General features: G+C 70.9%; 22 protein-coding genes. 2 read left to right on the top strand and 20 right to left on the bottom strand.

Annotation, left to right across the window (positions count from 1 at the left end):
• Positions 1-16: 16 nt before the first annotated feature.
• The 6 genes from carB to pyrR all read right to left on the bottom strand — a co-directional run bounded on the left by carB (position 17) and on the right by pyrR (position 8,013).
• On the bottom strand, positions 17-3,325 hold the full coding sequence (gene carB, locus ABZ865_RS31490; protein ID WP_361237794.1) for a carbamoyl-phosphate synthase large subunit: 3,309 nt from the start codon (positions 3,323-3,325) through the stop codon (positions 17-19).
• The gene (gene carA / locus ABZ865_RS31485) at positions 3,318-4,460 is read right to left on the bottom strand and encodes a glutamine-hydrolyzing carbamoyl-phosphate synthase small subunit (RefSeq protein ID WP_361237791.1); all 1,143 of its coding nucleotides are present in this window, start codon (positions 4,458-4,460) and stop codon (positions 3,318-3,320) included. The genes carB and carA overlap by 8 nt, the downstream gene beginning before the upstream one ends.
• Positions 4,457-5,041: a hypothetical protein gene (locus ABZ865_RS31480; RefSeq protein ID WP_361237788.1), complete on the bottom strand. Its 585-nt coding sequence runs from the start codon at positions 5,039-5,041 to the stop codon at positions 4,457-4,459. The genes carA and ABZ865_RS31480 overlap by 4 nt, the downstream gene beginning before the upstream one ends.
• Complete coding sequence (locus ABZ865_RS31475) at positions 5,038-6,324, bottom strand: dihydroorotase (RefSeq protein WP_361237785.1); 1,287 nt, start codon at positions 6,322-6,324, stop codon at positions 5,038-5,040. The genes ABZ865_RS31480 and ABZ865_RS31475 overlap by 4 nt, the downstream gene beginning before the upstream one ends.
• A gap of 5 nt (positions 6,325-6,329) precedes the next feature.
• On the bottom strand, positions 6,330-7,310 hold the full coding sequence (locus ABZ865_RS31470; RefSeq protein WP_361237782.1) for an aspartate carbamoyltransferase catalytic subunit: 981 nt from the start codon (positions 7,308-7,310) through the stop codon (positions 6,330-6,332).
• 121 nt (positions 7,311-7,431) lie between these two features.
• The gene (gene pyrR / locus ABZ865_RS31465; protein WP_361237779.1) at positions 7,432-8,013 is read right to left on the bottom strand and encodes a bifunctional pyr operon transcriptional regulator/uracil phosphoribosyltransferase PyrR; all 582 of its coding nucleotides are present in this window, start codon (positions 8,011-8,013) and stop codon (positions 7,432-7,434) included.
• Positions 8,014-8,275: 262 nt separating this feature from the next.
• Here pyrR and bldD point away from each other — a divergent pair, with 262 nt between their 5' ends.
• Positions 8,276-8,779, top strand: a complete 504-nt coding sequence (gene bldD / locus ABZ865_RS31460) for a transcriptional regulator BldD (protein WP_010046440.1) — start codon at positions 8,276-8,278, stop codon at positions 8,777-8,779.
• Positions 8,780-8,942: 163 nt separating this feature from the next.
• Here the strand turns inward: bldD and nusB are convergent, their stop codons facing one another.
• The 13 genes from nusB to ABZ865_RS31395 all read right to left on the bottom strand — a co-directional run bounded on the left by nusB (position 8,943) and on the right by ABZ865_RS31395 (position 21,852).
• Complete coding sequence (gene nusB / locus ABZ865_RS31455) at positions 8,943-9,377, bottom strand: transcription antitermination factor NusB (protein WP_361237775.1); 435 nt, start codon at positions 9,375-9,377, stop codon at positions 8,943-8,945.
• A gap of 2 nt (positions 9,378-9,379) precedes the next feature.
• On the bottom strand, positions 9,380-9,946 hold the full coding sequence (gene efp / locus ABZ865_RS31450) for an elongation factor P (RefSeq protein WP_208901946.1): 567 nt from the start codon (positions 9,944-9,946) through the stop codon (positions 9,380-9,382).
• 56 nt (positions 9,947-10,002) lie between these two features.
• Positions 10,003-11,109 (bottom strand): aminopeptidase P family protein, encoded by a 1,107-nt coding sequence (locus tag ABZ865_RS31445; RefSeq protein ID WP_361237771.1) that lies wholly within the window; start codon positions 11,107-11,109, stop codon positions 10,003-10,005.
• A gap of 67 nt (positions 11,110-11,176) precedes the next feature.
• Complete coding sequence (locus ABZ865_RS31440; protein ID WP_361237768.1) at positions 11,177-12,115, bottom strand: Pro-rich N-terminal domain-containing protein; 939 nt, start codon at positions 12,113-12,115, stop codon at positions 11,177-11,179.
• A gap of 162 nt (positions 12,116-12,277) precedes the next feature.
• Complete coding sequence (gene aroB, locus ABZ865_RS31435; RefSeq protein ID WP_361237766.1) at positions 12,278-13,369, bottom strand: 3-dehydroquinate synthase; 1,092 nt, start codon at positions 13,367-13,369, stop codon at positions 12,278-12,280.
• Positions 13,366-13,884: a shikimate kinase gene (locus ABZ865_RS31430; RefSeq protein WP_361237763.1), complete on the bottom strand. Its 519-nt coding sequence runs from the start codon at positions 13,882-13,884 to the stop codon at positions 13,366-13,368. Before ABZ865_RS31430 ends, aroB begins: the two co-directional genes overlap by 4 nt.
• Positions 13,881-15,065, bottom strand: a complete 1,185-nt coding sequence (gene aroC / locus ABZ865_RS31425) for a chorismate synthase (RefSeq protein WP_361237760.1) — start codon at positions 15,063-15,065, stop codon at positions 13,881-13,883. The genes ABZ865_RS31430 and aroC overlap by 4 nt, the downstream gene beginning before the upstream one ends.
• A 178-nt stretch (positions 15,066-15,243) precedes the next feature.
• Positions 15,244-16,083 carry a shikimate dehydrogenase gene (locus ABZ865_RS31420; RefSeq protein ID WP_361237757.1) on the bottom strand — a complete coding sequence of 280 codons (840 nt, stop codon included), beginning with the start codon at positions 16,081-16,083 and terminating at the stop codon, positions 15,244-15,246.
• Positions 16,064-17,767, bottom strand: a complete 1,704-nt coding sequence (gene mltG, locus ABZ865_RS31415; protein WP_361237754.1) for an endolytic transglycosylase MltG — start codon at positions 17,765-17,767, stop codon at positions 16,064-16,066. The genes ABZ865_RS31420 and mltG overlap by 20 nt, the downstream gene beginning before the upstream one ends.
• A 108-nt stretch (positions 17,768-17,875) precedes the next feature.
• Positions 17,876-18,340: a Holliday junction resolvase RuvX gene (gene ruvX, locus ABZ865_RS31410; protein ID WP_361237751.1), complete on the bottom strand. Its 465-nt coding sequence runs from the start codon at positions 18,338-18,340 to the stop codon at positions 17,876-17,878.
• Positions 18,341-18,354: 14 nt separating this feature from the next.
• Positions 18,355-21,027: an alanine--tRNA ligase gene (alaS, locus tag ABZ865_RS31405; RefSeq protein WP_361237748.1), complete on the bottom strand. Its 2,673-nt coding sequence runs from the start codon at positions 21,025-21,027 to the stop codon at positions 18,355-18,357.
• A complete protein-coding gene (locus ABZ865_RS31400) occupies positions 21,027-21,389 on the bottom strand; it encodes a hypothetical protein (protein WP_361237745.1) in 363 nt (120 codons plus the stop codon). The genes alaS and ABZ865_RS31400 overlap by 1 nt, the downstream gene beginning before the upstream one ends.
• Before the next feature lie 7 nt (positions 21,390-21,396).
• Positions 21,397-21,852, bottom strand: a complete 456-nt coding sequence (locus ABZ865_RS31395) for a DUF948 domain-containing protein (RefSeq protein WP_361237742.1) — start codon at positions 21,850-21,852, stop codon at positions 21,397-21,399.
• A gap of 154 nt (positions 21,853-22,006) precedes the next feature.
• Here ABZ865_RS31395 and ABZ865_RS31390 point away from each other — a divergent pair, with 154 nt between their 5' ends.
• Positions 22,007-24,232 carry an AAA family ATPase gene (locus tag ABZ865_RS31390; protein ID WP_361237739.1) on the top strand — a complete coding sequence of 742 codons (2,226 nt, stop codon included), beginning with the start codon at positions 22,007-22,009 and terminating at the stop codon, positions 24,230-24,232.
• A 21-nt stretch (positions 24,233-24,253) separates the two neighbouring features.
• On the opposite strand, the gene rpsD is transcribed toward ABZ865_RS31390, so the two are convergent.
• Positions 24,254-24,868, bottom strand: coding sequence for a 30S ribosomal protein S4 (gene rpsD / locus ABZ865_RS31385; protein WP_361237736.1), 615 nt, complete (start codon positions 24,866-24,868; stop codon positions 24,254-24,256).
• Positions 24,869-25,092 lie beyond the last annotated feature (224 nt).

The following is a 25,092-nucleotide window of genomic DNA, read 5'->3' as shown; positions in this document are numbered from 1 at the left end:
GTCCCCCTCGGGGCTGCTAGTCGCGGGCCGCGGTCAGGTGTTCCGCGTGTTCCTGGAGCGAGCGGACGCCCACGTCACCGTGGTTGAGGGCGTCGATGCCCTGGACGGCCGCGGCGAGCGCCTGGACGGTCGTCAGGCACGGGACCGAGCGCGCCACCGCCGCCGTACGGATGTCGTAGCCGTCGAGGCGGCCGCCGGTGCCGTACGGGGTGTTGACGATGAGGTCGACCTCGCCGTCGTGGATCAGCTGGACGATGGTCCGCTCGCCGTTCGGGCCGGGGCCCTCGGACTGCTTGCGGACGATCGTGGCGTTGATGCCGTTGCGCTTGAGGACCTCGGCCGTGCCGGAGGTGGCCATCAGCTCGAAGCCGTGCGCGACCAGCTCGCGCGCCGGGAAGATCATCGAGCGCTTGTCGCGGTTGGCGACCGAGATGAACGCGCGGCCCTTGGTGGGCAGCGGGCCGTAGGCGCCCGCCTGCGACTTGGCGTAGGCCGTGCCGAAGACGGAGTCGATGCCCATGACCTCGCCGGTGGAGCGCATCTCCGGGCCGAGCACGGTGTCGACACCGCGGCCGTGGATGTCGCGGAAGCGCGTCCACGGCATGACGGCCTCCTTGACGGAGATCGGCGCGTCCAGCGGCAGCTCGCCGCCGTCGCCGGTCGCCGGGAGCAGGCCCTCGGCGCGCAGCTCGGCGATGGTCGCGCCCAGCGAGATGCGGGCGGCGGCCTTGGCGAGCGGCACCGCGGTCGCCTTGGAGGTGAAGGGGACCGTACGGGAGGCGCGCGGGTTGGCCTCCAGGACGTAGAGGATGTCGCCGGCCATCGCGAACTGGATGTTGATCAGGCCGCGCACCCCGACACCCTTGGCGATGGCCTCGGTGGAGGCGCGCAGGCGCTTGATGTCGAAGCCGCCCAGGGTGATCGGGGGCAGGGCGCACGCCGAGTCGCCGGAGTGGATGCCGGCCTCCTCGATGTGCTCCATGACGCCGCCGAGGTACAGCTCCTCGCCGTCGTACAGGGCGTCGACGTCGATCTCGATGGCGTCGTCCAGGAAGCGGTCGACGAGGACCGGCCGCGAGGGGCTGATCTCGGTCGACTCGGCGATGTAGGAGGCGAGGCGGGTCTCGTCGTAGACGATCTCCATGCCGCGCCCGCCGAGGACGTACGACGGCCGGACCAGGACCGGGTAGCCGATCTCGTCGGCGATGGACTTGGCCTCGGCGAAGGTCGTCGCGGTGCCGTGCTTCGGCGCCGGCAGGCCCGCCTCGGCGAGGACGCGGCCGAAGGCGCCCCGGTCCTCGGCGGCGTGGATGGCCTCGGGCGAGGTGCCCACGATCGGCACGCCGTTGTCCTTCAGGGCCTGCGACAGGCCGAGCGGGGTCTGGCCGCCGAGCTGCACGATCACGCCCGCGACCGGGCCCGCCTGCTGCTCGGCGTGGACGATCTCCAGCACGTCTTCCAGCGTCAGCGGCTCGAAGTACAGGCGGTCGGAGGTGTCGTAGTCCGTGGAGACGGTCTCCGGGTTGCAGTTGACCATCACGGTCTCGTACCCGGCGTCGGACAGCGCGAAGGATGCGTGGACGCAGGAGTAGTCGAACTCGATGCCCTGGCCGATGCGGTTGGGGCCGGAGCCCAGGATGATCACCGCGGGCTTCTCACGCCGCGCGACCTCGTTCTCCTCGTCGTAGGAGGAGTAGAAGTACGGCGTCTTCGCGGCGAACTCGGCGGCGCAGGTGTCGACCGTCTTGTAGACCGGGCGGATGCCGAGGGCGTGCCGGACCTCGCGGACGACGTCCTCGCGCAGGCCGCGGATCTCGGCGATCTGCTGGTCGGAGAAGCCGTGCCGCTTGGCCTCGGCGAGCAGCTCGCGGGTCAGCTCGGGGGCCCCGGCAAGCTCGTCCGCGACCTCCTTGATCAGGAAGAGCTGGTCGACGAACCACGGGTCGATCTTGGTGGCCTCGAAGATCTCCTCGGGCGTGGCGCCCGCGCGGATGGCCTGCATCACCGTGTTGATCCGGCCGTCGGTGGGCCGTACGGCCTCGCGCAGCAGCGTGCCCTTGTCGCCCGGGTCGCCGACGAAGGTGAACTGGCTGCCCTTCTTCTCCAGCGAGCGCAGCGCCTTCTGGAAGGCCTCGGTGAAGTTGCGGCCGATGGACATGGCCTCGCCGACCGACTTCATGGTGGTGGTCAGCGTGGAGTCGGCCTGCGGGAACTTCTCGAAGGCGAACCGCGGGGCCTTGACGACCACGTAGTCGAGGGTCGGCTCGAAGGACGCCGGGGTCTCCTGCGTGATGTCGTTCGGGATCTCGTCGAGGGTGTAGCCGACGGCGAGCTTGGCGGCGATCTTGGCGATCGGGAAGCCGGTCGCCTTGGAGGCGAGCGCCGAGGACCGCGAGACGCGCGGGTTCATCTCGATGACGATGACGCGGCCGTCGACCGGGTTCACCGCGAACTGGATGTTGCAGCCGCCGGTGTCGACGCCGACCTCGCGGATGACGGCGATGCCGATGTCGCGCAGGATCTGGTACTCGCGGTCGGTCAGCGTCATCGCGGGCGCGACGGTGATGGAGTCACCGGTGTGCACGCCCATGGGGTCGAAGTTCTCGATGGAGCAGACGACCACGACGTTGTCGTGCTTGTCGCGCATCAGCTCCAGCTCGTACTCCTTCCAGCCGAGGATGGACTCCTCCAGGAGCACCTCGGTGGTCGGGGAGAGCGTGAGGCCCTGGCCGGCGATGCGGCGCAGCTCGTCCTCGTCGTGGGCGAAGCCGGAGCCGGCGCCGCCCATGGTGAAGGACGGGCGGACGACGACGGGGTAGCCGCCGAGCTCGTCGACGCCCTTGAGGACGTCGTCCATGGAGTGGCAGATGACCGAGCGGGCGGACTCGCCGTGCCCGATCTTCGCGCGGACGGCCTCGACGACGGCCTTGAACAGGTCGCGGTCCTCGCCCTTGTGGATCGCCTCGGGCTTGGCCCCGATCAGCTCGACGCCGTACTTCTCCAGGACGCCGTTCTCGTGCAGCGAGATGGCGGTGTTCAGCGCCGTCTGGCCGCCCAGGGTGGGCAGCAGGGCGTCGGGGCGCTCCTTGGCGATGATCTTCTCGACGAACTCGGGGGTGATCGGCTCGACGTACGTGGCGTCGGCGATCTCCGGGTCGGTCATGATCGTCGCGGGGTTGGAGTTGACGAGGACCACGCGCAGGCCCTCGGCCTTGAGCACGCGGCACGCCTGGGTGCCGGAGTAGTCGAACTCGGCGGCCTGGCCGATGACGATCGGGCCGGAGCCGATGACCAGGACGGACTGGATATCGGTGCGCTTAGGCACGCTGGCCCTCCATCAGGGAAACGAAGCGGTCGAACAGGTAGGCGGCGTCGTGCGGGCCCGCTGCCGCTTCGGGGTGGTACTGGACGGAGAAGGCCGGCTGGTCGAGCAGCTGCAGCCCCTCCACGACGTTGTCGTTCAGGCAGACGTGCGAGACCTCGGCGCGGCCGAACTTCGTGTCGCTGACCTTGTCGAGGGGCGCGTCGACGGCGAAGCCGTGGTTGTGCGCGGTGACCTCGACCTTGCCGGTCGTACGGTCCTGGACCGGCTGGTTGATGCCCCGGTGGCCGTACTTCAGCTTGTAGGTGCCGAAGCCGAGGGCGCGGCCGAGGATCTGGTTGCCGAAGCAGATGCCGAACAGCGGCGTCTTCCGCTCCAGGACCGCGGTCATGAGGGCCACCGGGCCGTCGGCCTTGGCCGGGTCGCCGGGGCCGTTGGAGAAGAACACGCCGTCCGGGTTCACGGCGTAGACGTCCTCGGCGGAGGCCGTCGCCGGGAGGACGTGCACCTCTATGCCGCGCTCGGCCATGCGGTGCGGGGTCATGCCCTTGATGCCGAGGTCGACGGCGGCGACGGTGAAGCGCTTCTCGCCGATCGCGGGGACGACGTACGCCTCCTTGGTCGCGACCTCCTCGTACAGGCTCAGGCCCTTCATGTGCGGCTGGGCCTGGACGCGCTCCAGCAGCTCCGCCTCGGGGGCGATCGCCTCGCCGGAGAAGATGCCGGCGCGCATGGAGCCGCGCTCGCGCAGGTGGCGGGTGAGGGCGCGGGTGTCGATGCCGGAGATGCCGACGACGTTCTGGGCGACCAGCTCGTCGTCCAGGGAGCGCTTGGCCCGCCAGTTGGACGGCACGCGCGCGGGGTCGCGCACGACGTACCCGGAGACCCAGATGCGGCTCGACTCGTCATCCTCGTCGTTCCAGCCGGTGTTGCCGATCTGCGGGGCGGTCGCGACGACGATCTGCCGGTCGTACGACGGGTCGGTCAGGGTCTCCTGGTAGCCGGTCATGCCGGTGGAGAACACGGCCTCGCCGAAGGTCTCCCCCACGGCCCCGTAGGCGCGGCCGCGGAAGATGCGGCCGTCCTCCAGGACGAGTACGGCGGGAACCTTGGCAGCTCCCCTGGTGGAGGTCGTCATCGTGCGCCTTCCGTGTCGTTGATCATGTGGTTCAGGGTTTCGACCCATTCGGTGTGCTCGGCCGCGTGGTCGGAGCGGAAGCCGGAGTCGATCTCCTTGTCGCCGTGCGCCCAGGTCACCACCAGCAGTCCGCCCTCGGTGAGGACCTTGCCGGCGATGCCCTTGTCCAGCCGGGCGCCGCGCAGGGCCCCGGCGGGGACGAAGAAGTCGGTCGCCCCGGGGCGTTCGACCTCCAGGCCCGCGTCCGTCAGGGTGAGCTGGACCCGGCTGCGGGTGCCGAGGCCATGGGCCACGATGCGGTCCAGCCACTGCCCGGCGGTGGTGGAGCCGTGGTAGCGGCCGCTCAGCTCAAGTTTCGCCGGGCCGGTCTCCTCCGGCGCGCTGGGCAGCTCCGGCAGGTCGCTCTGAAGGGTGCCGCGCCACTTCCAGCCCTCGCGCATCAGCCAGTAGACGAGGGCGACGAAGAGGGCGAGGCCGACGAGCCAGCCGATGCGGCCGCCCCAGTCGGTCACCGTGGCGGATTTCCTCTCGTCCGCCAGGACGGTGACGAGTCCGGCGGCCGGCAGAGTTGCAGGTGTCACGTGAGCTTCCCGTCGATGAGCGTCGCCTTGCCCCGCAGCCACGTGTGGGTGACACGGCCCGGCAGCGCGCGGCCCTCGTACGGGGTGTTGCGGCTGCGCGAGGCGAAGCCCGCGGGGTCCACCTGCCCACGGTATTCCGTGTCGACGAGGGTGAGGTTGGCGGGCTCACCAGCCGAGACGGGCCGTCCGTGGCCGTTCGCCCGACCGATCCGGGCGGGCTTGACGGACATGCGGTCGGCGACGCCGGCCCAGTCCAGCAGGCCGGTCTCGACCATGGTCTCCTGGACCACCGACAGGGCGGTCTCCAGACCGACCATGCCCATGGCCGCGGCGGCCCACTCGCAGTCCTTGTCCTCGTGCGGGTGCGGGGCGTGGTCGGTGGCGACGATGTCGATCGTGCCGTCGGCGAGCGCCTCGCGCAGGGCCATGACGTCGCGCTCGGTGCGCAGCGGCGGGTTGACCTTGTAGACCGGGTTGTAGGTGCGCACCATCTCGTCCGTCAGGAGCAGGTGGTGCGGGGTGACCTCGGCGGTGACGTCGATGCCGCGGGACTTGGCCCAGCGGACGATCTCGACGGAGCCGGCGGTCGACAGGTGGCAGATGTGGACGCGGGAGCCGACGTGCTCGGCGAGCAGGACGTCCCGCGCGATGATCGACTCCTCGGCGACGGCCGGCCAGCCGCCCAGGCCCAGCTCGGCGGAGACGACGCCCTCGTTCATCTGGGCGCCCTCGGTCAGCCGCGGCTCCTGCGCGTGCTGGGCGACGACACCGCCGAAGGCCTTCACGTACTCCAGCGCGCGGCGCATGATCACCGCGTCGTCCACGCACTTGCCGTCGTCGGAGAAGACGGTGACGCCGGCGGCCGAGTCGTGCATGGCGCCCAGCTCGGCGAGCTTCCTGCCCTCCAGGCCGACGGTGACGGCGCCGATGGGCTGCACGTCGCAGTAGCCGTGCTCCTGGCCGAGCCGGTAGACCTGCTCGACCACACCGGCGGTGTCGGCGACCGGGAAGGTGTTGGCCATGGCGAACACGGCCGTGTAACCGCCGCTCGCCGCGGCCCGCGTGCCGGTGAGCACGGTCTCGGAGTCCTCGCGGCCCGGCTCGCGCAGGTGGGTGTGCAGATCGACCAGGCCCGGCAGCAGCACCTTGCCGGTGGCCTCGACGACCTCGGCGCCGTCGGCGCTCAGTCCGACGCCGACCTCGGCGATCGTCTCGCCGTCGATCAGCACGTCCTGCGGCTCGCCGCCGAGCACCTTCGCACCACGGATCAGGATCTTGCTCATGGGTCTTACTTCTCCTCGTTGGTGCGGGCGTGGGTGACGGCGGGCTCGTTGCCACCGAGCAGCAGGTACAGCACGGCCATCCGGATGGAGACGCCGTTGGCGACCTGCTCGACGACGGTGCAGCGCTCGGAGTCGGCGACCTCGGCGGTGATCTCCATGCCGCGCACCATCGGGCCGGGGTGCATCACGATGGCGTGCTCGGGCATCTTCGCCATGCGCTCGCCGTCCAGGCCGTAGCGCCGCGAGTACTCGCGCTCGGTCGGGAAGAAGGCGGCGTTCATGCGCTCGCGCTGGACGCGGAGCATCATCACCGCGTCGGACTTGGGCAGCGTGCTGTCGAGGTCGTACGACACCTCGCACGGCCAGGTGTCGACGCCGACCGGCACCAGGGTGGGCGGGGCGACGAGGGTGACCTCGGCGCCGAGGGTGTGCAGCAGGTCGACGTTGGAGCGGGCGACCCGGCTGTGCAGGACGTCGCCGACGATGGTGATCCGCTTGCCGGACAGGTCCTGGCCGAGTCCGGCGTCCCGGCCGACGAGGCGGCGGCGCATGGTGAAGGCGTCCAGCAGGGCCTGGGTGGGGTGCTGGTGGGTGCCGTCGCCGGCGTTGATGACGGCGGCGTCGATCCAGCCGGAGTTGGCGAGCCGGTAGGGGGCTCCGGAGGCGCTGTGCCGGATGACGACGGCGTCGACGCCCATGGCCTCCAGGGTCTGGGCGGTGTCCTTCAGGGACTCGCCCTTCGAGACGCTCGATCCCTTGGCGGAGAAGTTGATGACGTCCGCGGACAGCCGCTTCTCGGCGGCCTCGAAGGAGATCCGGGTGCGGGTGGAGTCCTCGAAGAAGAGGTTGACGATCGTGCGGCCGCGCAGGGTCGGCAGTTTCTTGATCGGCCGGTCCGCGACCCGGGCCATCTCCTCGGCGGTGTCGAGGATCAGGACGGCGTCGTCGCGGGAGAGGTCGGCGGCCGAGATGAGATGACGCTGCATCTGTCAGGCTCCGTAAGGCAGTTCATCGGGATCCGGGGGTCTGGGGTGCACCCCAGAGGACACAGTGGGGCAAACCGGGGCGCGTGTCGGCATGCCGAAGCGGCCGTGCGCGCCTGAGTTGCTACTGGCCGGCCGGCTTCACACCGAGCAGCACGGTGTCGCGACCGTCCTCCTCGGCGAGCTGGACCTTGACCGTCTCCCGCAGCGACGTGGGGAGGTTCTTGCCGACGTAGTCGGCGCGGATGGGCAGTTCGCGGTGGCCGCGGTCGACCAGGACCGCGAGCTGCACCGCGCGCGGGCGCCCGATGTCGTTCAGGGCGTCGAGGGCGGCCCGGATGGTGCGGCCCGAGAAGAGCACGTCGTCGACCAGGACGACCAGCTTGCCGTCGAGGCCGTCACCGGGGATCTCGGTGCGGGCCAGCGCACGCGGCGGGTGCATGCGCAGGTCGTCGCGGTACATGGTGATGTCGAGCGAGCCGACGGGGACCTTGCGGTCGGTGATCTGCTCCAGCTTGACGGCGAGCCGCTGGGCGAGGAAGACACCCCGGGTCGGGATGCCGAGGAGCACCACGTCGTCGGCGCCCTTGGCGCGCTCGACGATCTCGTGGGCGATGCGGGTCAGAACCCGTGCGATGTCGGGGCCCTCGAGAACGGGCCGGGCATCGGACGCGGGCGGGTTCGCGTGCGAGACGTGCTTGTCCATACGAAACGGACCTCCTTCTCCGCCTCACGGGACGGATCTTAAAGGACGTCGGATTTGCGCCAACCACGGTAGCAGGTCGCCGGGAGGCCCCGATCACCCCCCTGTCACCCGGTCGGCTCAATCGATCGCCGCTACCACGGAAGAGTCGGTGTGGACCATTCGGCTTGACGCAAGAGAGTCACGCTGCGTAACCTCACAGTGAGTTACCAGCCGCGCGGCGGGATCACTGCCGACCGCGTCGACACAGTGTCCGGGGAGCTATATGTCCAGCGAATACGCCAAACAGCTCGGGGCCAAGCTCCGGGCCATCCGCACCCAGCAGGGCCTTTCCCTCCACGGTGTCGAGGAGAAGTCCCAGGGGCGCTGGAAGGCCGTGGTGGTGGGTTCGTACGAGCGCGGCGACCGTGCCGTGACCGTACAGCGTCTTGCCGAACTGGCCGATTTCTATGGTGTTCCCGTGCAGGAGCTGCTGCCGGGCACCACGCCGGGCGGCGCCGCCGAGCCGCCGCCGAAGCTGGTCCTGGACCTGGAGCGGCTGGCCACGGTGCCGGCCGAGAAGGCGGGTCCGCTGCAGCGCTACGCCGCGACGATCCAGTCCCAGCGCGGCGACTACAACGGCAAGGTGCTCTCGATCCGCCAGGACGACCTGCGCACACTCGCCGTCATCTACGACCAGTCCCCCTCGGTCCTCACCGAGCAGCTGATCAGCTGGGGTGTCCTGGACGCGGACGCGCGCCGCGCGGTGGCCACGCACGAAGAGGGCTGACCCGCCCAGCACCAGCGCAGAAACGTGCCGCCGGGGTGGCCGGAACCGTACGGTTCGGGCCACCCCGGCGGTGTTGTGCCGGGCAGCGAACGCCGGAGGGCCCACAGCGGGTGTGCTGTGGGCCCTCCGGCGTCTGTGGCGTCTCAGGCGTCGCTCGTGCCGCTTACGCCTCGTCCCGGCGGAGCGTTGGCTTGAGCTCCTTCAGCCGGCCGAGGAGACCGTTGACGAACGAGGGCGACTCATCGGTCGAGAACTCCTTCGCCAGCTGCACCATCTCGTCCAGGACGACGGCGTCCGGGGTCTCGTCGACCCAGATCAGCTCGTACGCGCCCAGCCGCAGGATGTTGCGGTCGACGACCGGCATCCGGTCGAGCGTCCAGCCCACCGCGTACTGGGCGATCAGCTCGTCGATCCGGGCCGCCTTCTCGGCGTAGCCCTCGACGAGCTGCATCGTGTACTCGCTCACCGGCGGCTGCCGGGTGTCGCTCCGGGACAGCCGGATCCAGTCCGCGAGGACCGTCAGGACGTCGGCGCCGCGCTGGTCGCCCTCGAAGAGGATCTGGAAGGCGCGCTTGCGGGCCGTGTTGCGGGCAGCCACGGTTAGCTGTTCACCCGGCCGAGGTAGTCGCTCGTACGGGTGTCGACCTTGATCTTCTCACCGGTGGTGATGAAGAGCGGGACCTGGATCTGGTGGCCGGTCTCCAGGGTGGCGGGCTTGGTGCCACCGGTGGAGCGGTCGCCCTGGACGCCCGGCTCGGTCTCGGCGATGGTCAGCTCGACCGCGGCCGGGAGCTCGACGAAGAGCACCTCGCCCTCGTGCTGCGCGACGGTGGCGGTGAAGCCCTCGATCAGGAAGTTCGCGGCGTCGCCGACGGCCTTCCTGTCGATGTGCAGCTGGTCGTAGGTCTCCATGTCCATGAAGACGAAGTACTCGCCGTCCATGTACGAGAACTGCATGTCGCGCTTGTCGACAGTGGCCGTCTCGACCTTGACGCCGGCGTTGAAGGTCTTGTCGACCACCTTGCCGGACAGCACGTTCTTCAGCTTGGTGCGCACGAAGGCCGGGCCCTTGCCGGGCTTGACGTGCTGGAACTCGACGACGGACCAGAGCTGGCCGCCTTCGAGCTTGAGCACCATGCCGTTCTTGAGGTCGTTCGTGGAAGCCACGGTTGCGGAATCTCCTGGACTGACGTACGACCCCGGGGCATGCGCACAGCGCGAGGCTAGAGCGCGAGCAGCTCCTTGGTCGTGATGGTGAGTAGCTCGGGTCCGCCGTCCGCCTCGGGGCGTACGACGAGCGTGTCATCGATCCGGACACCGCCCCGGCCCGGGAGGTGGACCCCCGGTTCGACGGTGACCGGCACGCAAGCGTCCAGTTTACCCATGGCCGAGGGGGCCAGCTGCGGGTCCTCGTCGATTTCGAGTCCGACTCCGTGTCCGGTCAGCGGTGGCAGTGCCTCCGCATAGCCCGCGGAGTCGAGCACCTGGCGTGCCGCGCGGTCCACGTCGCGGTAGCCGGCGCCGGGCGCCAGGGACTCGCGGCCGGCGCGCTGAGCGGCGAAGACGAGGTCGTACAGCTCGATCTGCCACTCGGCGGGCGAGGTGCCGATGACGAAGGTGCGGCCGATCTCGCAGCGGTAGCCGCGGTAGGTGGCGCCGAGACAGACGGAGAGGAAGTCGCCCTCCTCCACCCGCCGGTCGGTGGGCCGGTGACCGCGTCGGCCGGAGTTCGGTCCGGTGGCCACGGACGTCGGGAAGGCGGGCCCGTCGGCGCCGTGGTCGACCAGGCGCCGCTCCAGCTCCAGCGCGAGGTGCCGTTCGGTGCGGCCGACCAGGATGGATTCCAGCAGCTCGCCGAGGGCCTGGTCGGCGATCTCGGCGCCGATGCGGAGGCAGGAGATCTCCTCCTCGTCCTTCACCACCCTGAGCTGTTCGACGGCCGTGGCGAGGTCGGCGAGGCGGAGGTTCGGGACGGCCGAGGCCAGGGCTCTGTGGCGGCGGACCGTGAGGTGGTGTTCCTCGACGGCGAGGGTGTCGGCGTCCTGTGCCGCGGCGAGTTCGGCCGCGGCGACCGCCGGGTCGGCTCCGGGCGAGGACAGGACGTGCAGCCGCAGGTTCTCGTCCAGCCGGCCCTCGGAGGGGCGGTCGTCGGGCGGGCTGCCGCACACCAGGAGGTCCTCGCGTCTGCCGAGGAGCAGTACGGAGTCCTGCGGGGCCGCGGCCGCCAGGTAGCGCACATTGGCAGGGCGGGAGACGAGCCCTGCCGTGCAGCCGGCGGCATTGAAGTGCTCTCTCAGCCGGGAGCGGCGGGTCGCGTACACCTCTGACATGAGATGAGCGTAGGAGTTTTGACCGAGTTGTGCCGGTTGGCGGGGGCCGAGTGGGGTCCCCGGGGCCTCACCAGCTCGGCGGGCTGGCGATCGCCCTGGCCAGGACCTCGTCCAGGATGCGGGCCGTGCCGGGGACGTCGAGCTGGGAGTTGTCGATGATCGGGAGGCCCGAGCCGTACCAGCCGGCCATGCGGCCGTGGATGCGGGCCACCTCCTCGTCGGTGAGGCGGCGGTTGCCGGAGCGCTCGGCGTTGCGCTCCAGGACGATGTCGAGACCCGGGAGGAGGACGACCGGGAGCAGGCCGGGGCCGACGTGGCGCTTCCAGCCGCCGAGGCCGACGACCGGGCGGTCCGGGAAGACCGCGTCGTCGAGGATGCAGGAGATGCCGTTGGCCAGGAAGTTCCGCGCGGCGAAGCCGCAGGTGCGGCGGGCCAGGCGGTACTGGGCCTCCGAGTTGTCGTTCCACCCGGACTGGGGGTCGGCGAAACCGGAGCGGACCCATTCGCGGACGTCGTCGAGGCTGATGTGGGCGGTGGGGACCCGGCGGTGGTCGGCCCAGTACTTGGCCACGCTGGTCTTGCCCGCGCCCGCCGGGCCGATCAGCAGCACGGCCAGGGTGGTGTGCGTCGGGTCGGGGACGGCGGTCGCGGCCGGCGGTGCGGTGGGCATGCCGACAGGGCCGCCGGGCGGCAGCGGCACATGGCCGGTGATGTCCGACGCGGGCGGGGCCTGCGGTGCGGGCGGGGCGGCGGGGTGCTGCGGAACCGGGGGCGGCATGGGTGACGGTGGCACGGGCGAAGGCGGCACGGGTGACGGCGGCACCGCTCCCGTGGGGACGCCGGCTCCGGGGAAGCCCGCCGCCGGTGGCGGCGGGGGGACGGGTGCGGGACCCTGGGGCGCTCCCGGGTGCGGACCCGGGTGGTGCGCGGCCGACGCCCAGCCGGCGCCTGGTCCCTGCCCCGGCTGGTGGGGCGGCGGCAGCGGAGACCCCACTGCGTGCTGCATCCGTTGCCACTCCATCTCGTACACATTCGGCGCCGGGAGGCGGGTACGGAGCCCGCTCCCTACCGAACGGTACCGCCCCCGGCCGTCGTTTGGTGAACGGCCGGGGGCGGTGTGAAGTGCCCGGACCGGCAGGGGAATCGGGCGCAAGGAGCAGCGGGGGACTTACTGACCCACTTCTCCGTAGGCGGCGAGCAGCACGGCGGGGTCCGGGCCCTCCAGGACGGTCGGCTTGGCCAGGCCGTCGAGGACGACGAAGCGCAACAGGTCGCCGCGGGACTTCTTGTCGACCTTCATGGTCTCCAGCAGCTTGGGCCACTGGTCGTAGCGGTAGGTCAGCGGCAGGCCGACCGCTTCGAGGATCGTGCGGTGCCTGTCCGCCGTCGCGTCGTCCAACCGGCCCGCCAGACGGCCGAGTTCGGCGGCGAAGTGCATGCCGACGGCGACCGCGGCGCCGTGCCGCCACTTGTAGCGCTCGTTCTTCTCGATGGCGTGGCCGAGCGTGTGGCCGTAGTTGAGGATCTCCCTGCGGCCCGACTCCTTCAGGTCGTCGGAGACGACCTCGGCCTTGACCCGGATCGAGCGCTCGATCAGTTCGGCCGTGTGCGGTCCCTGCGGGGAGCGGGCGGCCTCGGGGTCCGCCTCGATCAGGTCCAGGATCACCGGGTCGGCGATGAAGCCGGCCTTGATGATCTCGGCGAGACCGGAGACGTAGTCGTTGACCGGGAGGGAGTCCAGCGCGGCGAGGTCGCACAGGACGCCGGCCGGCGGGTGGAAGGCGCCGACCAGGTTCTTGCCCTCGGCGGTGTTGATGCCGGTCTTGCCGCCGACCGCCGCGTCCACCATGGCGAGCACGGTGGTGGGGATCGCGATCCAGCGCACTCCGCGCAGCCAGGTCGCCGCGACGAAACCGGCGAGGTCCGTGGTCGCGCCGCCGCCGACGCCGACGATGACGTCGGAGCGGGTGAAGCCGGACTGGCCGAGCGCCTTCCAGCAGTAGGCGGCGACCTCGGCGGTCTTGGCCTCCTCGGCGTTCGGCACCTGGATGGCGACGGCCTCGTAGCCCTGCTCGGCCAGGTCGGCGCGGAGCGCGTCGCCGGTCTCGGCCAGCGCCTCGGGGTGGATCACCGCGATCCGCTTGGCCCTCTGGCCGATCAACCCGCCCAGCTCGCCCAGGAGTTGCCGGCCCACCAGCACCTCGTAGGGGTCGGTTCCGGCCGAACCGCCGACCTGGATCCGGGTGACTGCCTCGCTCATGCTTCCTTCAACTCCAGTGCGTCCAGCGCTGCTTGGGTGACCTCTTCGGGGTCCCGTCCGTCGGTCGGTACGACGGCCGTGGCGACCTCCTCGTACAGGTGCCGCCGGGCCTCCATCAGCTCGCGCCACTGCTTGCGCGGGTTGACGGCGAGCAGCGGCCGGGCCACGTTGAGGCCGGTGCGCCGGACGGCCTCCTCGACGTCCATCGAGAGGTAGACGACCCGGTGCCCGGAGAGCAGCGCGCGGGTGTCCGGGTCGAGGATCGCCCCGCCGCCGAGCGCGAGGACGCCCTCGTGCTCGGCGAGCGCGGTGCGCACCGCGTGCTTCTCCAGCGCCCGGAAGGCCGGCTCGCCCTCGTCCACGAAGATCTCGGCGATGGTGCGGCCCTCGGCGGCGACGATGTCGTCGTCGGTGTCCCGGTAGCCGAGCCCGAGCCGCTCGGCCAGCAGGCGTCCGACCGTGGACTTGCCCACGCCCATCGGGCCGACCAGGACGACGGCGGGCGCAGTGCTCATCGGATGGCCAGGTTGTCGAGGTACGACCGCACGTTGCGGCGGGTCTCGGTCACGCTGTCGCCGCCGAACTTCTCCGCCACGGCGTCCGCGAGGACGAGCGCGACCATGGCCTCGGCCACGATGCCGGCCGCCGGGACCGCGGACACGTCGGAACGCTGGTGGTGCGCCTGCGCCGCCTCGCCGGTGGTGACGTCCACGGTCTGCAGGGCCCGCGGCACGGTGGCGATCGGCTTCATCGCCGCCCGGACCCGCAGCAGCTCACCGGTGGACAGCCCGCCCTCGGTGCCGCCCGCCCGGCCCGAGACGCGCCGAATGCCGTCCGCCGTGTTCACGATCTCGTCGTGCGCCTTGGAACCCGGGACCCGCGCCAGCTCGAAGCCGTCGCCGATCTCGACGCCCTTGATCGCCTGGATGCCCATGAGCGCGCCGGCCAGCCGGGCGTCCAGCTTGCGGTCCCAGTGCACGTGCGAGCCCAGGCCCACCGGCACGCCGTAGGCCAGGATCTCGACCACACCGCCGAGGGTGTCGCCGTCCTTGTGGGCCTGGTCGACCTCCGCGACCATCGCCTTCGAGGCGTCCGCGTCCAGGCATCGCAGCGGGTCGGCGTCCAGCTTCTCGACGTCGGCCGGGGTGGGGTACACGCCCTGCGGAGCCTTCACGGAGCACAGCTCGACGACGTGGGAGACGATCTCGATGCCGGCCGTCTCCTTCAGGTACGACCGGGCGACCGCGCCGAGCGCCACGCGGGCGGCGGTCTCGCGGGCGGAGGCGCGCTCCAGGATCGGGCGGGCCTCGTCGAAGCCGTACTTCTGCATGCCGGCGAGGTCGGCGTGGCCGGGGCGGGGCCGGGTCAGCGGGGCGTTGCGGGCGAGGCCGCCGAGGATCTCGGGGTCGACCGGGTCGGCCGACATGACCTGCTCCCACTTGGGCCACTCGGTGTTGCCCACCATGATCGCCACGGGAGAGCCGAGGGTCAGGCCGTGCCGGACGCCACCCAGGAAGGTGACCTCGTCGCGCTCGAACTTCATCCGCGCACCGCGGCCATAACCGAGCCGCCGCCGCGCGAGGTGGTCCGCCACCATCTCCGTGGTGATCGGCACGCCGGCGGGAAGGCCCTCCAGCGTCGCGACAAGTGCGGGACCGTGGGACTCCCCCGCGGTCAGCCAACGCAGCCTGCTCAACGGTGCTCCTCCGTGTTCGCGCCCGGTACTGCCCTGCGTACGCGTGTCCTCGCGCACGGCGACGGCTCGACCGGGTGCGCGATCCCGGCCTGCCACTCCCGATCCTCCCACGTCGGAGGCCGGAACCGGCTCCCGGTCCAGAAGACGGAATCCCGGGGACAGAACCGGAATGCGAGATTCAGCGTGCCGCGAGGGCCTTCTCGCCCGCTCGGCGCATGGCCTCCAGCGGGGCCGGAGCGCGGCCGGTCATGCGCTCCACCTGCAGAACTGCCTGGTGCACCAGCAGATCGAGGCCGCTGACGACGGCGCCGCCGAACATCGACCAGCGGGCCGCCAGCTCGGTCGGCCAGGGGTCGTAGAGCACGTCGAAGAGCGTCGCCGGACGCTCGGGCACGGCCGCGGCGAGGGCGTCCGTGGTGCCCGCGGGCGTGGTGGCGATCACCAGCGGGGCGCGCAGCGCCTCGGCCGCGTCCGCCCAGTCCGCAGTGCGGACCTCGACCTCGAGCCGCTCGCCCCACTGCCGCATCTCGGCGGCGCGGGCCTCGCTGCGCACATAGGCGACGACTTCCCCGGTGCAGATCCGGGCCAGGGCGGCCAGCGCCGAGGACGCGGTGGCGCCGGCGCCGAGGATCGCGGCGGAGTCGACCTGCTCGATGCCGTGCTCGCGCAGGGCGGCCACCATCCCCGGGATGTCCGTGTTGTCCCCGACGCGGCGGCCGTCCTCGGTGAAGACGACCGTGTTGACGGCGTCCACCGCGGCGGCCGTATCGCTGATCTCGTCCACCAGCGGGATGACCGCCCGCTTCAGCGGCATGGTCAGCGACAGCCCCGCCCACTCCGGCCCGAGCTGCTCCAGGAAGCCGGGCAGCGCCGCCTCGTCGATCTCGAAGCGGTCGTACGACCACCCGGTGAGCCCGAGCGCTGCGTAGGCCGCCCGGTGCAGCACCGGGGAGAGGGAGTGGGCGATGGGCGAACCGAGCACGGCGGCCCGGCGGGCGTCAGTTGCCCGAGGTGGCATTGAATTTGTCCTTGAGCTTTTCGAATTCTTCGTTCGTCTTGGCGAATTCGGTGTTGTTCACGCCGTCGGTCGCCACGAAATACATCCAGCCGTCGTGCGTCGGATTCAGCGCCGCCTTCAGTGCGTCCTCGCCGGGGTTGCCGATCGGACCGGGCGGAAGACCCTTGTGGGTATAGGTGTTGTACGGGTTCCGGTTGCCGTTGATCTCCTTCTCGGAGATATGGATGTTGCTCGTACCCTTGAGGTAGTTGTAGGTCGAGTCGAACTGCAGCAACTGGTTGGTCTCGGTGTTGTCGGACTTCAGGCGGTTGTAGACCACCTCCGCCATCTTGCGGAAGTCGTCGTGCGTCTTGCCCTCCGCCTGGACCAGGCTGGCGACCGTGACGAGCTGGAAGGCGTTCTCCAGGCCCAGCGACTTCGCCTTCGCCGTCAGGCCGTAGGCGGTGTACTTCTCCTTGGCCTGGGTGACCATCTGCTTCAGGATCGCGGCGGGCTTCATGCCCTTGGCCGCGGGATAGGTGCCCGGGAACAGGAAGCCTTCCAGCGGGTCCTTGATCTCGGTGCTGTTCCGGTTCTGCGCCCAGCTCGGCACGCCGAAGGACTTGTACTGTTCCTTGGCGATTTTCTGGGTGGTGCCGACGGCCAGCTCGAGTTTCTTGTCGATGGCCGCGTAGACGCCCATGTTGCGCTCACCCGGCGTGACAAGGACGTTGTTCTGGCTCTTCGGGTCGAGCATCAGCGCGACGGCACTCGCGGCGGACATCTCCTTCTTCAGGAGATAGGCGCCCGCCTGGATCTGATTGCCCTTGGGATTCTGTCCCTGCGCGTGCACGAAAGCGTCGGCGCTCTTGACGACCCCGGCTTCCTTCAGCCGACGGCCGATCTCCCAGCCGCCGGCACCCTTCGGGATCTCGACGGTCACGGTCTCGCCGGTGCCGTCGCCCGCGTAGTCCGGAGCCGGGGCGAAACGATTTTGGTAGAACTTGTAGCCGAAGTATCCGACGCCGCCGAGGCCGCCGCCGAAGACCAGGACGACGACCATGCAGGCGCAGCCGGTGCGCTTCTTCTTGCCCTTGACGGGCTTACGGCCCTTGGCACGCCGCTCACTGCGACCGAGCCGGCTCTCGGCCTCGTCGTCCGCGTCCTCGTCGCCGCCGCCACCCGAGAAGAAGGCGTGCTCACCCTGGTCCTCGCCCGGGTCCCAGCCGGTCTCCGGGTCGGGGCCGGGCGACGGTTCGGGGCGCCTGCGGCCGGGGGGCTCCGGCGGCGGGTAGGCGTCCTCGGTGCCGTAGAAGTCCGGGTGCTCACCGCCGTACGCCACGGGCTGCTGGTTGTACGGGTCGCCCGGGTCGGCGGCGTAGGGCACGGGACCGTGGGCGCCGGACGCGTCCCAGCCGCCCTGGTGCTGGTACTGCTGCTGGGCGTGCCCGGCGTACTGCTGGTCGTACGAGGGCTGGTCCTGAACGTCGGGGTACGGGTACTGCTGCTGGCCGTACCCGGGGTGCTGCCCCTGGGTCCAGTCGCCGTACTGCTGCTGCGGCTGCTGCGGATACTGCTGCGGCTGGCCGCCGTAGGCAGACTGCTGACCCGCGTGGGTCTGCTGCCCTCCCCATCCGCCGTCCCCGTACAACGGGTCCTCCGGATGCCACGGTTCGGAGCCAGGGCCCCGGCCATACTCAGTCATCGATCCCCTAGAGCCGCGAGGCGGACCGTCGCGCGGCCGTTCCGCCTCTTTGCTGTGCGGCGGCTGTTCGAACACCGCCGCATCGCGCGGAACGTTACCGTATCGCGATCAGATGACCACTTCGACGCCCTCGCCGGGTGCTTTACCTGACACCCGTTCGGATTCCAAGGCCTGCTGGAGGATGATCACAGCGGCGGCCTGGTCGATGACGGCCCTGCCCTTCTTGGTCTTCACCCCCGAGGCGCGCAGTCCCTGACTGGCCGTCACGGTCGTCATCCGCTCGTCCACCAGGCGGACCGGCACCGGCTGGATGCCCTTGGCGAGTTCCTCGGCGAAGGAGCGGACCTTGACCGCGGCCGGGCCCTCGCCCCCCTTGAGGGAGCGAGGGAGGCCGACGACGACCTCGATCGGTTCGTACTCCTCGACGAGCTGCCGCAGTCGGCGGTGGGCCGCCGGGATGTCACGTCCGGGGACCGTCTCCACCGGAGTGGCGAGGATCCCGTCGGGGTCGCACGAGGCGACCCCGATCCGGGCGTCCCCGACGTCGATCGCGAGTCGACGTCCTCTGCGCATGTCCGACCGTTTCCTTACTTCGCTGTCTCGGCGACAAGACGCTCGACGGCCTCGACGGCCTCGCCGACGGCGGCCGGGTTCTGGCCCCCGCCCTGGGCGACGTCCGGCTTGCCGCCACCGCCGCCACCGAGGGTCTTGGCGGCGGTACGGACCAGGTCACCGGCCTTGAGACCGCGCTCGCGGGCGGACTCATTGGTGGCGATGACGGTCAGCGGCTTGCCGTTGTTGACCGTGAAGAGGGCGACCACGGCGGCCCGGCCGCCCTGGATGCGGCCGCGCACGTCGAGGACCAGCTTGCGCAGGTCGTCCGGCGTGGTGCCGTCCGGGACCTGGCCGGTGACGACGGCGATCCCGCGGACGTCCTTGGCGGACTCGGCAAGACCGCCGGCGGCCTGCAGCACCTTCTCGGCGCGGAACTTCTCGATCTCCTTCTCGGCGTCCTTCAGCTTGCCGAGCATGGCGGAGACCTTCTCCGGAAGCTCCTCCGGACGGCCCTTGATCAGCTCCTGGAGCTGGGCGACGACCGTGTGCTCACGGGCCAGGAAGTTGTAGGCGTCGACGCCGACGAGGGCCTCGATACGACGGACACCCGAGCCGATGGAGGACTCGCCGAGCAGCTTCACCAGGCCCAGCTGGGCGGTGTTGTGCACGTGTGTGCCGCCGCACAGCTCCTTGGAGAAGTCGCCGATGGTCACCACGCGGACCCGCTCGCCGTACTTCTCGCCGAACTCGGCGATGGCGCCCTGCTTCTTGGCCTCGTCGATGCCCATGACCTCGGCATGCACGTCGAGATCGCGGGCGAGCACCTCGTTGATCTTCTGCTCGACGTCGGTCATCACGGCCGTCGGAACGGCGGACGGGGAGCCGAAGTCGAAGCGGAAGCGGCCGGGCTGGTTCTCGGAACCGGCCTGGGCGGCCGTCGGGCCGAGGGCGTCGCGCAGGGCCTGGTGGGTCAGGTGGGTGGCCGAGTGGGCGCGGGCGATGGCCTTGCGGCGGCGGGCGTCGATCGAGGCGTGGGCCTTGGCGCCGACGGTCACCTCGCCGACCTGCACGACGCCCTTGTGGACGTAGACGCCCGGGACCGGCTTCTGGCAGTCGCGGACCTCGATCACGGCACCGGAGTCCACCTTGATGCGGCCGGTGTCGCCGATCTGGCCGCCGCCCTCGGCGTAGAACGGGGTGCGGTCGAGGACGATCTCGACCTCGTCGCCCTCGGTGGCGGCCGGGGAGGAGACGCCGTCGACGAGGATGCCGACGATCGTGGTCTCGCCCTCGGTGTCGGTGTAGCCGAAGAAGTCGGTGGCACCGGCGGAGTCGGCGATCTCGCGGTAGGCGCCCATGTCGGCGTGGCCGGTCTTCTTGGCCTGGGCGTCGGCCTTGGCGCGCTCCCGCTGCTCCTTCATCAGGCGGCGGAAGCCCTCCTCGTCCACGGAGAGGCCCTGCTCGGCGGCCATCTCCAGGGTGAGGTCGATCGGGAAGCCCCAGGTGTCGTGGAGCAGGAAGGCCTTGTCGCCGGGCAGGACCGAGGAACCGGCCTGCTTGGTCTCGGTGACGGCGGTGTCGAGGATGTTGGTGCCGGCCTTCAGCGTCTTCAGGAAGGCGTTCTCCTCGGCGAGGGCGACCTTCTCGATGCGCTCGCGGTCGGTGACCAGCTCCGGGTACTGCTGCCCCATCATGCCGATGACGACGTCGATCAGGTCCTTGACGACCGGGCCGGTGGCGCCCAGCAGGCGCATGTTGCGGATGGCGCGGCGCATGATGCGGCGCAGGACGTAGCCGCGGCCCTCGTTGCCGGGGGTGACGCCGTCGCCGATGAGCATCGTGGCCGTGCGCATGTGGTCGGTGACCACGCGGAGGGACACGTCCGAGGCGTGGGCGTCGCCGTAGCGGACGCCGGTCAGCTCGGTGGCCTTGTCGATGACGGCCATGGAGGTGTCGATCTCGTACATGTTCTGCACGCCCTGCAGAATCATGGCGAGGCGCTCCAGGCCGAGGCCCGTGTCGATGTTCTTGCTCGGGAGGTCGCCGAGGATCTCGAAGTTGTCCTTGCCGGTGCCCTCGCCGCGCTCGTACTGCATGAAGACGAGGTTCCAGATCTCCACGTAACGCTCGTCGTTGACGGCGGGGCCGCCCTCGACGCCGAACTCGGGGCCGCGGTCGTAGTTGATCTCGGAGCAGGGGCCGCAGGGGCCGGGGACGCCCATGGACCAGAAGTTGTCCTTCATGCCCAGGCGCTGGATGCGCTCCTTGGGCACGCCGACGACCTCGTGCCAGATCTGCTCGGCCTCGTCGTCGTCCTGGTAGACGGTGATCCACAGGCGCTCGGGGTCGAGGCCGTAACCGCCCTTGTCCTGGGGGCTGGTGAGCAGCTCCCAGGCGAGCTTGATGGCGCCTTCCTTGAAGTAGTCGCCGAAGGAGAAGTTGCCGCACATCTGGAAGAACGTGCCGTGGCGGGTGGTCTTGCCGACCTCTTCGATGTCCGGCGTGCGCACGCACTTCTGCACGCTGGTGGCGCGCGGGAACGGCGGCTTGACCTCACCCAGGAAGTAGGGCTTGAAGGGCACCATGCCGGCCGGCACGAGGAGCAGAGTCGGGTCGTCCGCGATGAGCGACGCCGAAGGGACGACGGTGTGCCCGCGCTCCTCGAAGAAGCTCAGCCAGCGGCGGCGAATCTCGGCCGACTCCATCAGTGGTCCTCATTCCGGTTGTACGAGTACTTCGTGTGCGAAGACATCGGGGCCTCGATGTACTTCGGGTCGCTGTGGTTGTTCTCGATGGCGGCGTACCGCCGGGGCGCGGGGAGTTCGGGGCTCTCGTGGATGCCCAGGGCCTCCTCGAGCTCGGCCTCCCGCTGGGCCATGTTGTCGCGGACGTCCAGCGCGAAACCGACCGCGCGGTCCTTCAGGCGCTGCCCGGTCTCGAGGGCCTTGTTGGCCGCGGTCGCGGCGAGGCTCTCAGGGGTCAGCTGCTTCAGCTTGCGGTTGACCTTGGTGGTGGCCCACACACCGGCGGCGACACCTGTGGTGAACCAGAACGTTCGGCGGAACATCGCTGACCTAGTCCCTCTTTCCGCGGTTGTTCCGCTTGGCCCGCCGCGCGGCCGGGACCGTCCGGCCCACGATCACCGTACGCCTCGGGGCCTTCGCGGGCACGTCCTCCTTGCGGCCGCCCAGCGCCCGGCGCACGCCGTAGCCGAACGCCGCGACCTTGACCAGCGGGCCGCCGAAGGTGGAGGCGACGGTGGACGAGAGCGCGGAGGCGTTCGAGGTGACCTCCTGGACGTCGGAGGCGATCGCGTCGACCCGGTCGATCTGGGTCTGCGCGGACCGCACGGCGGCGGAGGCGTCGGCGAGCAGCGGGACCGCCTGGTCCGTCACGTCCGCGACGAGCTTGGTGGTCGCCTTGAGCGTCTGGGCCAGCCTCGCCAGTGCGACGGCGAGGAAGGAGACCAGGATCGCCCAGAAGACGGCCACCAGGATCCCGGCCACCTCACCACCGGACACTGTGCGCACCCGCTCCCTGAAACGTGCCTGAGCATCGAAAAAGTAGTGCCACCGAGCCTATCGCGCCGGTGGTGGCGCTCCGTACCGGATTACCGTCGGCAGCGGGTGGAGTTGCGGGAAGCGATTGTACGGAATGAACACGGTTCAGTACGCTCCGTGTCCCATGCGAGGTCCTCAGCGCCCCGGCTCCCCGGACGACGGCCGTCAGCCCCTGGAACTCACCGAACTCACCGCGTTCGTCGGGCGCTCGTCCGAACTCGCCGAGCTGGCCGGGATGCTGGAGACGGCCCGGCTGGTCACCGTCACCGGGGTCGGCGGCGTCGGCAAGTCACGGCTGGCCGCGCGGGCGGCGGCACGCTGGGCGTCCGGGGACGCTTCCCGGGAGGTGCCGGCGGCACGGGCGGAGTCCAGGGCGTGGGTGCGGGTGGAGCTCGCGGCGGTGCGGGATCCGCAGTTCGTGGCGTACGCGGTGGTGGAGGCGCTGGGGCTGACCGACCACACCACGCGGGAGCCGGCCGAGACGCTGCTCGCGCAGCTCGCCGGCCGTCGGATGCTGCTGGTGCTGGACGGCTTCGAGCATCTCGTGGAGGCCGGTGCCGAGCTGGTCGCGGAGCTGCTGCGCAGGCTGCCGGAGCTGCGGGTGCTGGCGGTGGGCCGGCGGCCGCTGGGGCTGACGGGCGAGCGGCTGTTCCCGCTGGGCCCGCTCGCCGAGGACGAGGCGGTGGAGCTGTTCGCGGACCGGGCCCTGCAGCACGGACCGGAGGTGGGCGACTGTCCCGAGGTGCGGGAGCTGTGCCGTCGGCTGGAGGGGATCCCGCTGGCGGTGGAGCTGGCCGCGGGCCGGCTGCGGGCCCTGTCCCCGGCACAGGTGCTGCAGCGGCTGGACGACCGGTTCCGGCTGCTGACCGGAGGCGGCCGGGACGCGCTGCCCCGTCATCAGACGCTGCGGACCGCGATCGGCTGGAGCCACGAGCTGTGCACGCCGGCCGAACGGCTGCTGTGGGCGCGGCTCTCCGTGTTCGCGCGGACCTTCGACCTGGAGGCGGCCGAGTACGTGTGCAGCGGGGACGGGCTGGACGCCGAGGACGTCCTCGACGTGCTCTCGGAGCTGCTGGCCCAGTCCGTGCTCTCCCGCGAGGAGACCCCGGCGGGTCCCCGCTACCGGATGCTGGACACCGTCCGGGACTACGGCGCCGACTGGCTGGAGGCGACCGGCGACGCGGCCCGGCTGCGGCGCCGGCACCGGGACTGGTTCCTGGGCCTTGCCACCTGGGGTGAGCTGGACTGGTTCTCGCCCCGGCAGCGCGAGGTGGCCGCACGGGTCGACGCCGAGCTGCCGAATCTGCGGGCCGCGCTGGAGTTCTGCCTGACCGAGCCCGAGGAGGCGCATCTGGGCCAGTACCTGGCGGGTTCGCTGTGGTTCTGCTGGGTGGGCTGCGGTCGGCTGTCGGAGGGCCGGCGCTGGCTGGAGCGCAGCGTGGAGCTGGACTCGGAGTACGAACAGTCCCGGCTGAAGGCCCTGTGGGTGCTCGGCTATGTGGCGATCCTCCAGGGCGACACCGTCCCGGCGCTCGGCACGCTGCGGGAGTGCCGGGAACAGGCCGAGGGTGCCGGTGACGCGACGGCGGTGGCGTACGCGGAGCACCGCATCGGGTGTCTGGCCCTGGTCACGGACGACATGGCCCGCGCGGAAACGCTGCTGCGGTCGGCGCTGGAGCGCTACCAGGAGATCGGCGAACTGAACAGCAACGTCCTCATGGGCCAGGTCGAGCTGGCGATGACGCGGGCGTTCCAGGGGGACCTGGCGGACGCGGTGCGGCTGTGCGAGGACGTGCGCCGGGTGTGCGAGGACCACGGGGAGCGGTGGGCGCGCTCGTACGCGCTGTACGTGCTGGCGTACGCGGCCTGGCAGGACGGGGATCCGGTCCGCGCGCGGGAGCTGCTGGCGGACTGCCTGGTCAACGCGCACGCCTTCCACGACCTGCTGGGCTCTGTGCTGGCCCTGGAGCTGCTGGCCCTGGTGACGGCGACCCAGGGCGACCCGGCCGAGGCGGCGGTGCTCCAGGGCGCCGCGAGCCGGATCTGGCCGTCGGTGGGGCTGCCGCTGTTCGGCTCCGCCTACTTCAACGTGCCGCACGAGCTGTGCGAGGCGACGGCCCGAGAGGCGCTGGGGGACGCGCGGTACGAGGAGTGTGTACGCGAAGGGGGCCGACTGGACCGGGCCACGGCGGTGTCCCGTGCGCTGGGTCAGGACGGCGTGCGACGCACTGCAGGGGCGCGGCGCACCGCGCGACCGGCCCCCACCGGCCCGCAGCGTACGAACCGACCGGAAACACAAACCCGCCGCCTCGCCCGCCCGGCAGGACCGGGCGGGGAGACGGCGGGCTGAGGTGCTGCGCCGGGGCTGGGGTCAGCGGGCGTAGTACTCGACGACGAGCTGCTCGTCGCAGATCACCGGGATCTCCTTGCGGTTCGGCTCGCGGTCCAGGCGGAACGCCAGGGCCTTGAGGTTCACCTGGAGGTAGCGCGGGGTCTCGCCCTCGGGGGCGAAGCCACCCTCACGGGCGATCGTGAAGAGCGTCTTGTCCTTGGAGCGGTCGCGGACCTGCACGACGTCGTCCGGGCGGACACGGAAGGACGGCTTGTCGACCTTCTGGCCGTTGACCTGGATGTGGCCGTGGACGACCATCTGGCGGGCCTGGTAGATCGTGCGGGCGATGCCCGAACGCAGGACCAGCGCGTCGAGACGGCGCTCCAGCTCGACGATCAGGGCCTCACCGGTCTTGCCCTGGACCTTGGACGCACGCTCGTAGGCGCGGACCAGCTGGCGCTCGGAGATGTCGTACTGAGCGCGCAGGCGCTGCTTCTCGAGCAGACGGACCTTGTAGTCGGAGGTCTGCTTGCGGCCGCGGCCGTGCTCACCCGGCGGGTAGGGACGGGCCTCGAAGTACTTGACGGCCTTCGGGGTCAGCGCGATGCCGAGGGCACGCGACTTCTTGACCTTGGGGCGGGACTGGTTCGCCACTGTCTTTTCTCTTTCCTTGTTTTCGGCTTGTCAGAGTTGAGGGAGGTCGCATCCGCAGCCGGGGAATCCCGCCGGGTCCACCTGGGACCTGCCGGGCAGCCGCTCCCCTGGTCTGGGCACATACGTGCAGCACGCGAGTGGCCCACCGACCCTTCCCGGGACTCCGGGTGGTGGTGGGCTGCCCGCGACACCGTTCGACGGTGCGCGACGCTCCTGGAGCCGAT

Origin of the sequence: Streptomyces sp. NPDC047085 (assembly GCF_040643735.1) — a bacterium.
Taxonomy (GTDB): Bacteria; Actinomycetota; Actinomycetes; order Streptomycetales; family Streptomycetaceae; genus Streptomyces.
Note: the sequence above shows the minus strand (reverse complement) of the source record. Positions and strands in the feature narration are given on the sequence as shown.

What these genes read in the sequence shown, in the direction of transcription:
- ABZ865_RS31400 (WP_361237745.1), bottom strand. Translation starts at nt 21,389, where the DNA reads ATGTTCCGCCGAACGTTCTGGTTCACCACAGGTGTCGCCGCCGGTGTG.
- aroB (WP_361237766.1), bottom strand. Translation starts at nt 13,369, where the DNA reads ATGAGCGAGGCAGTCACCCGGATCCAGGTCGGCGGTTCGGCCGGAACC.
- alaS (WP_361237748.1), bottom strand. Translation starts at nt 21,027, where the DNA reads ATGGAGTCGGCCGAGATTCGCCGCCGCTGGCTGAGCTTCTTCGAGGAG.
- mltG (WP_361237754.1), bottom strand. Translation starts at nt 17,767, where the DNA reads ATGACTGAGTATGGCCGGGGCCCTGGCTCCGAACCGTGGCATCCGGAG.
- bldD (WP_010046440.1), top strand. Translation starts at nt 8,276, where the DNA reads ATGTCCAGCGAATACGCCAAACAGCTCGGGGCCAAGCTCCGGGCCATC.
- ruvX (WP_361237751.1), bottom strand. Translation starts at nt 18,340, where the DNA reads ATGCGCAGAGGACGTCGACTCGCGATCGACGTCGGGGACGCCCGGATC.
- carA (WP_361237791.1), bottom strand. Translation starts at nt 4,460, where the DNA reads ATGACGACCTCCACCAGGGGAGCTGCCAAGGTTCCCGCCGTACTCGTC.
- ABZ865_RS31390 (WP_361237739.1), top strand. Translation starts at nt 22,007, where the DNA reads ATGCGAGGTCCTCAGCGCCCCGGCTCCCCGGACGACGGCCGTCAGCCC.
- pyrR (WP_361237779.1), bottom strand. Translation starts at nt 8,013, where the DNA reads ATGGACAAGCACGTCTCGCACGCGAACCCGCCCGCGTCCGATGCCCGG.
- ABZ865_RS31470 (WP_361237782.1), bottom strand. Translation starts at nt 7,310, where the DNA reads ATGCAGCGTCATCTCATCTCGGCCGCCGACCTCTCCCGCGACGACGCC.
- ABZ865_RS31445 (WP_361237771.1), bottom strand. Translation starts at nt 11,109, where the DNA reads ATGTCAGAGGTGTACGCGACCCGCCGCTCCCGGCTGAGAGAGCACTTC.
- ABZ865_RS31440 (WP_361237768.1), bottom strand. Translation starts at nt 12,115, where the DNA reads ATGCAGCACGCAGTGGGGTCTCCGCTGCCGCCGCCCCACCAGCCGGGG.
- ABZ865_RS31420 (WP_361237757.1), bottom strand. Translation starts at nt 16,083, where the DNA reads ATGCCACCTCGGGCAACTGACGCCCGCCGGGCCGCCGTGCTCGGTTCG.
- ABZ865_RS31430 (WP_361237763.1), bottom strand. Translation starts at nt 13,884, where the DNA reads ATGAGCACTGCGCCCGCCGTCGTCCTGGTCGGCCCGATGGGCGTGGGC.
- ABZ865_RS31475 (WP_361237785.1), bottom strand. Translation starts at nt 6,324, where the DNA reads ATGAGCAAGATCCTGATCCGTGGTGCGAAGGTGCTCGGCGGCGAGCCG.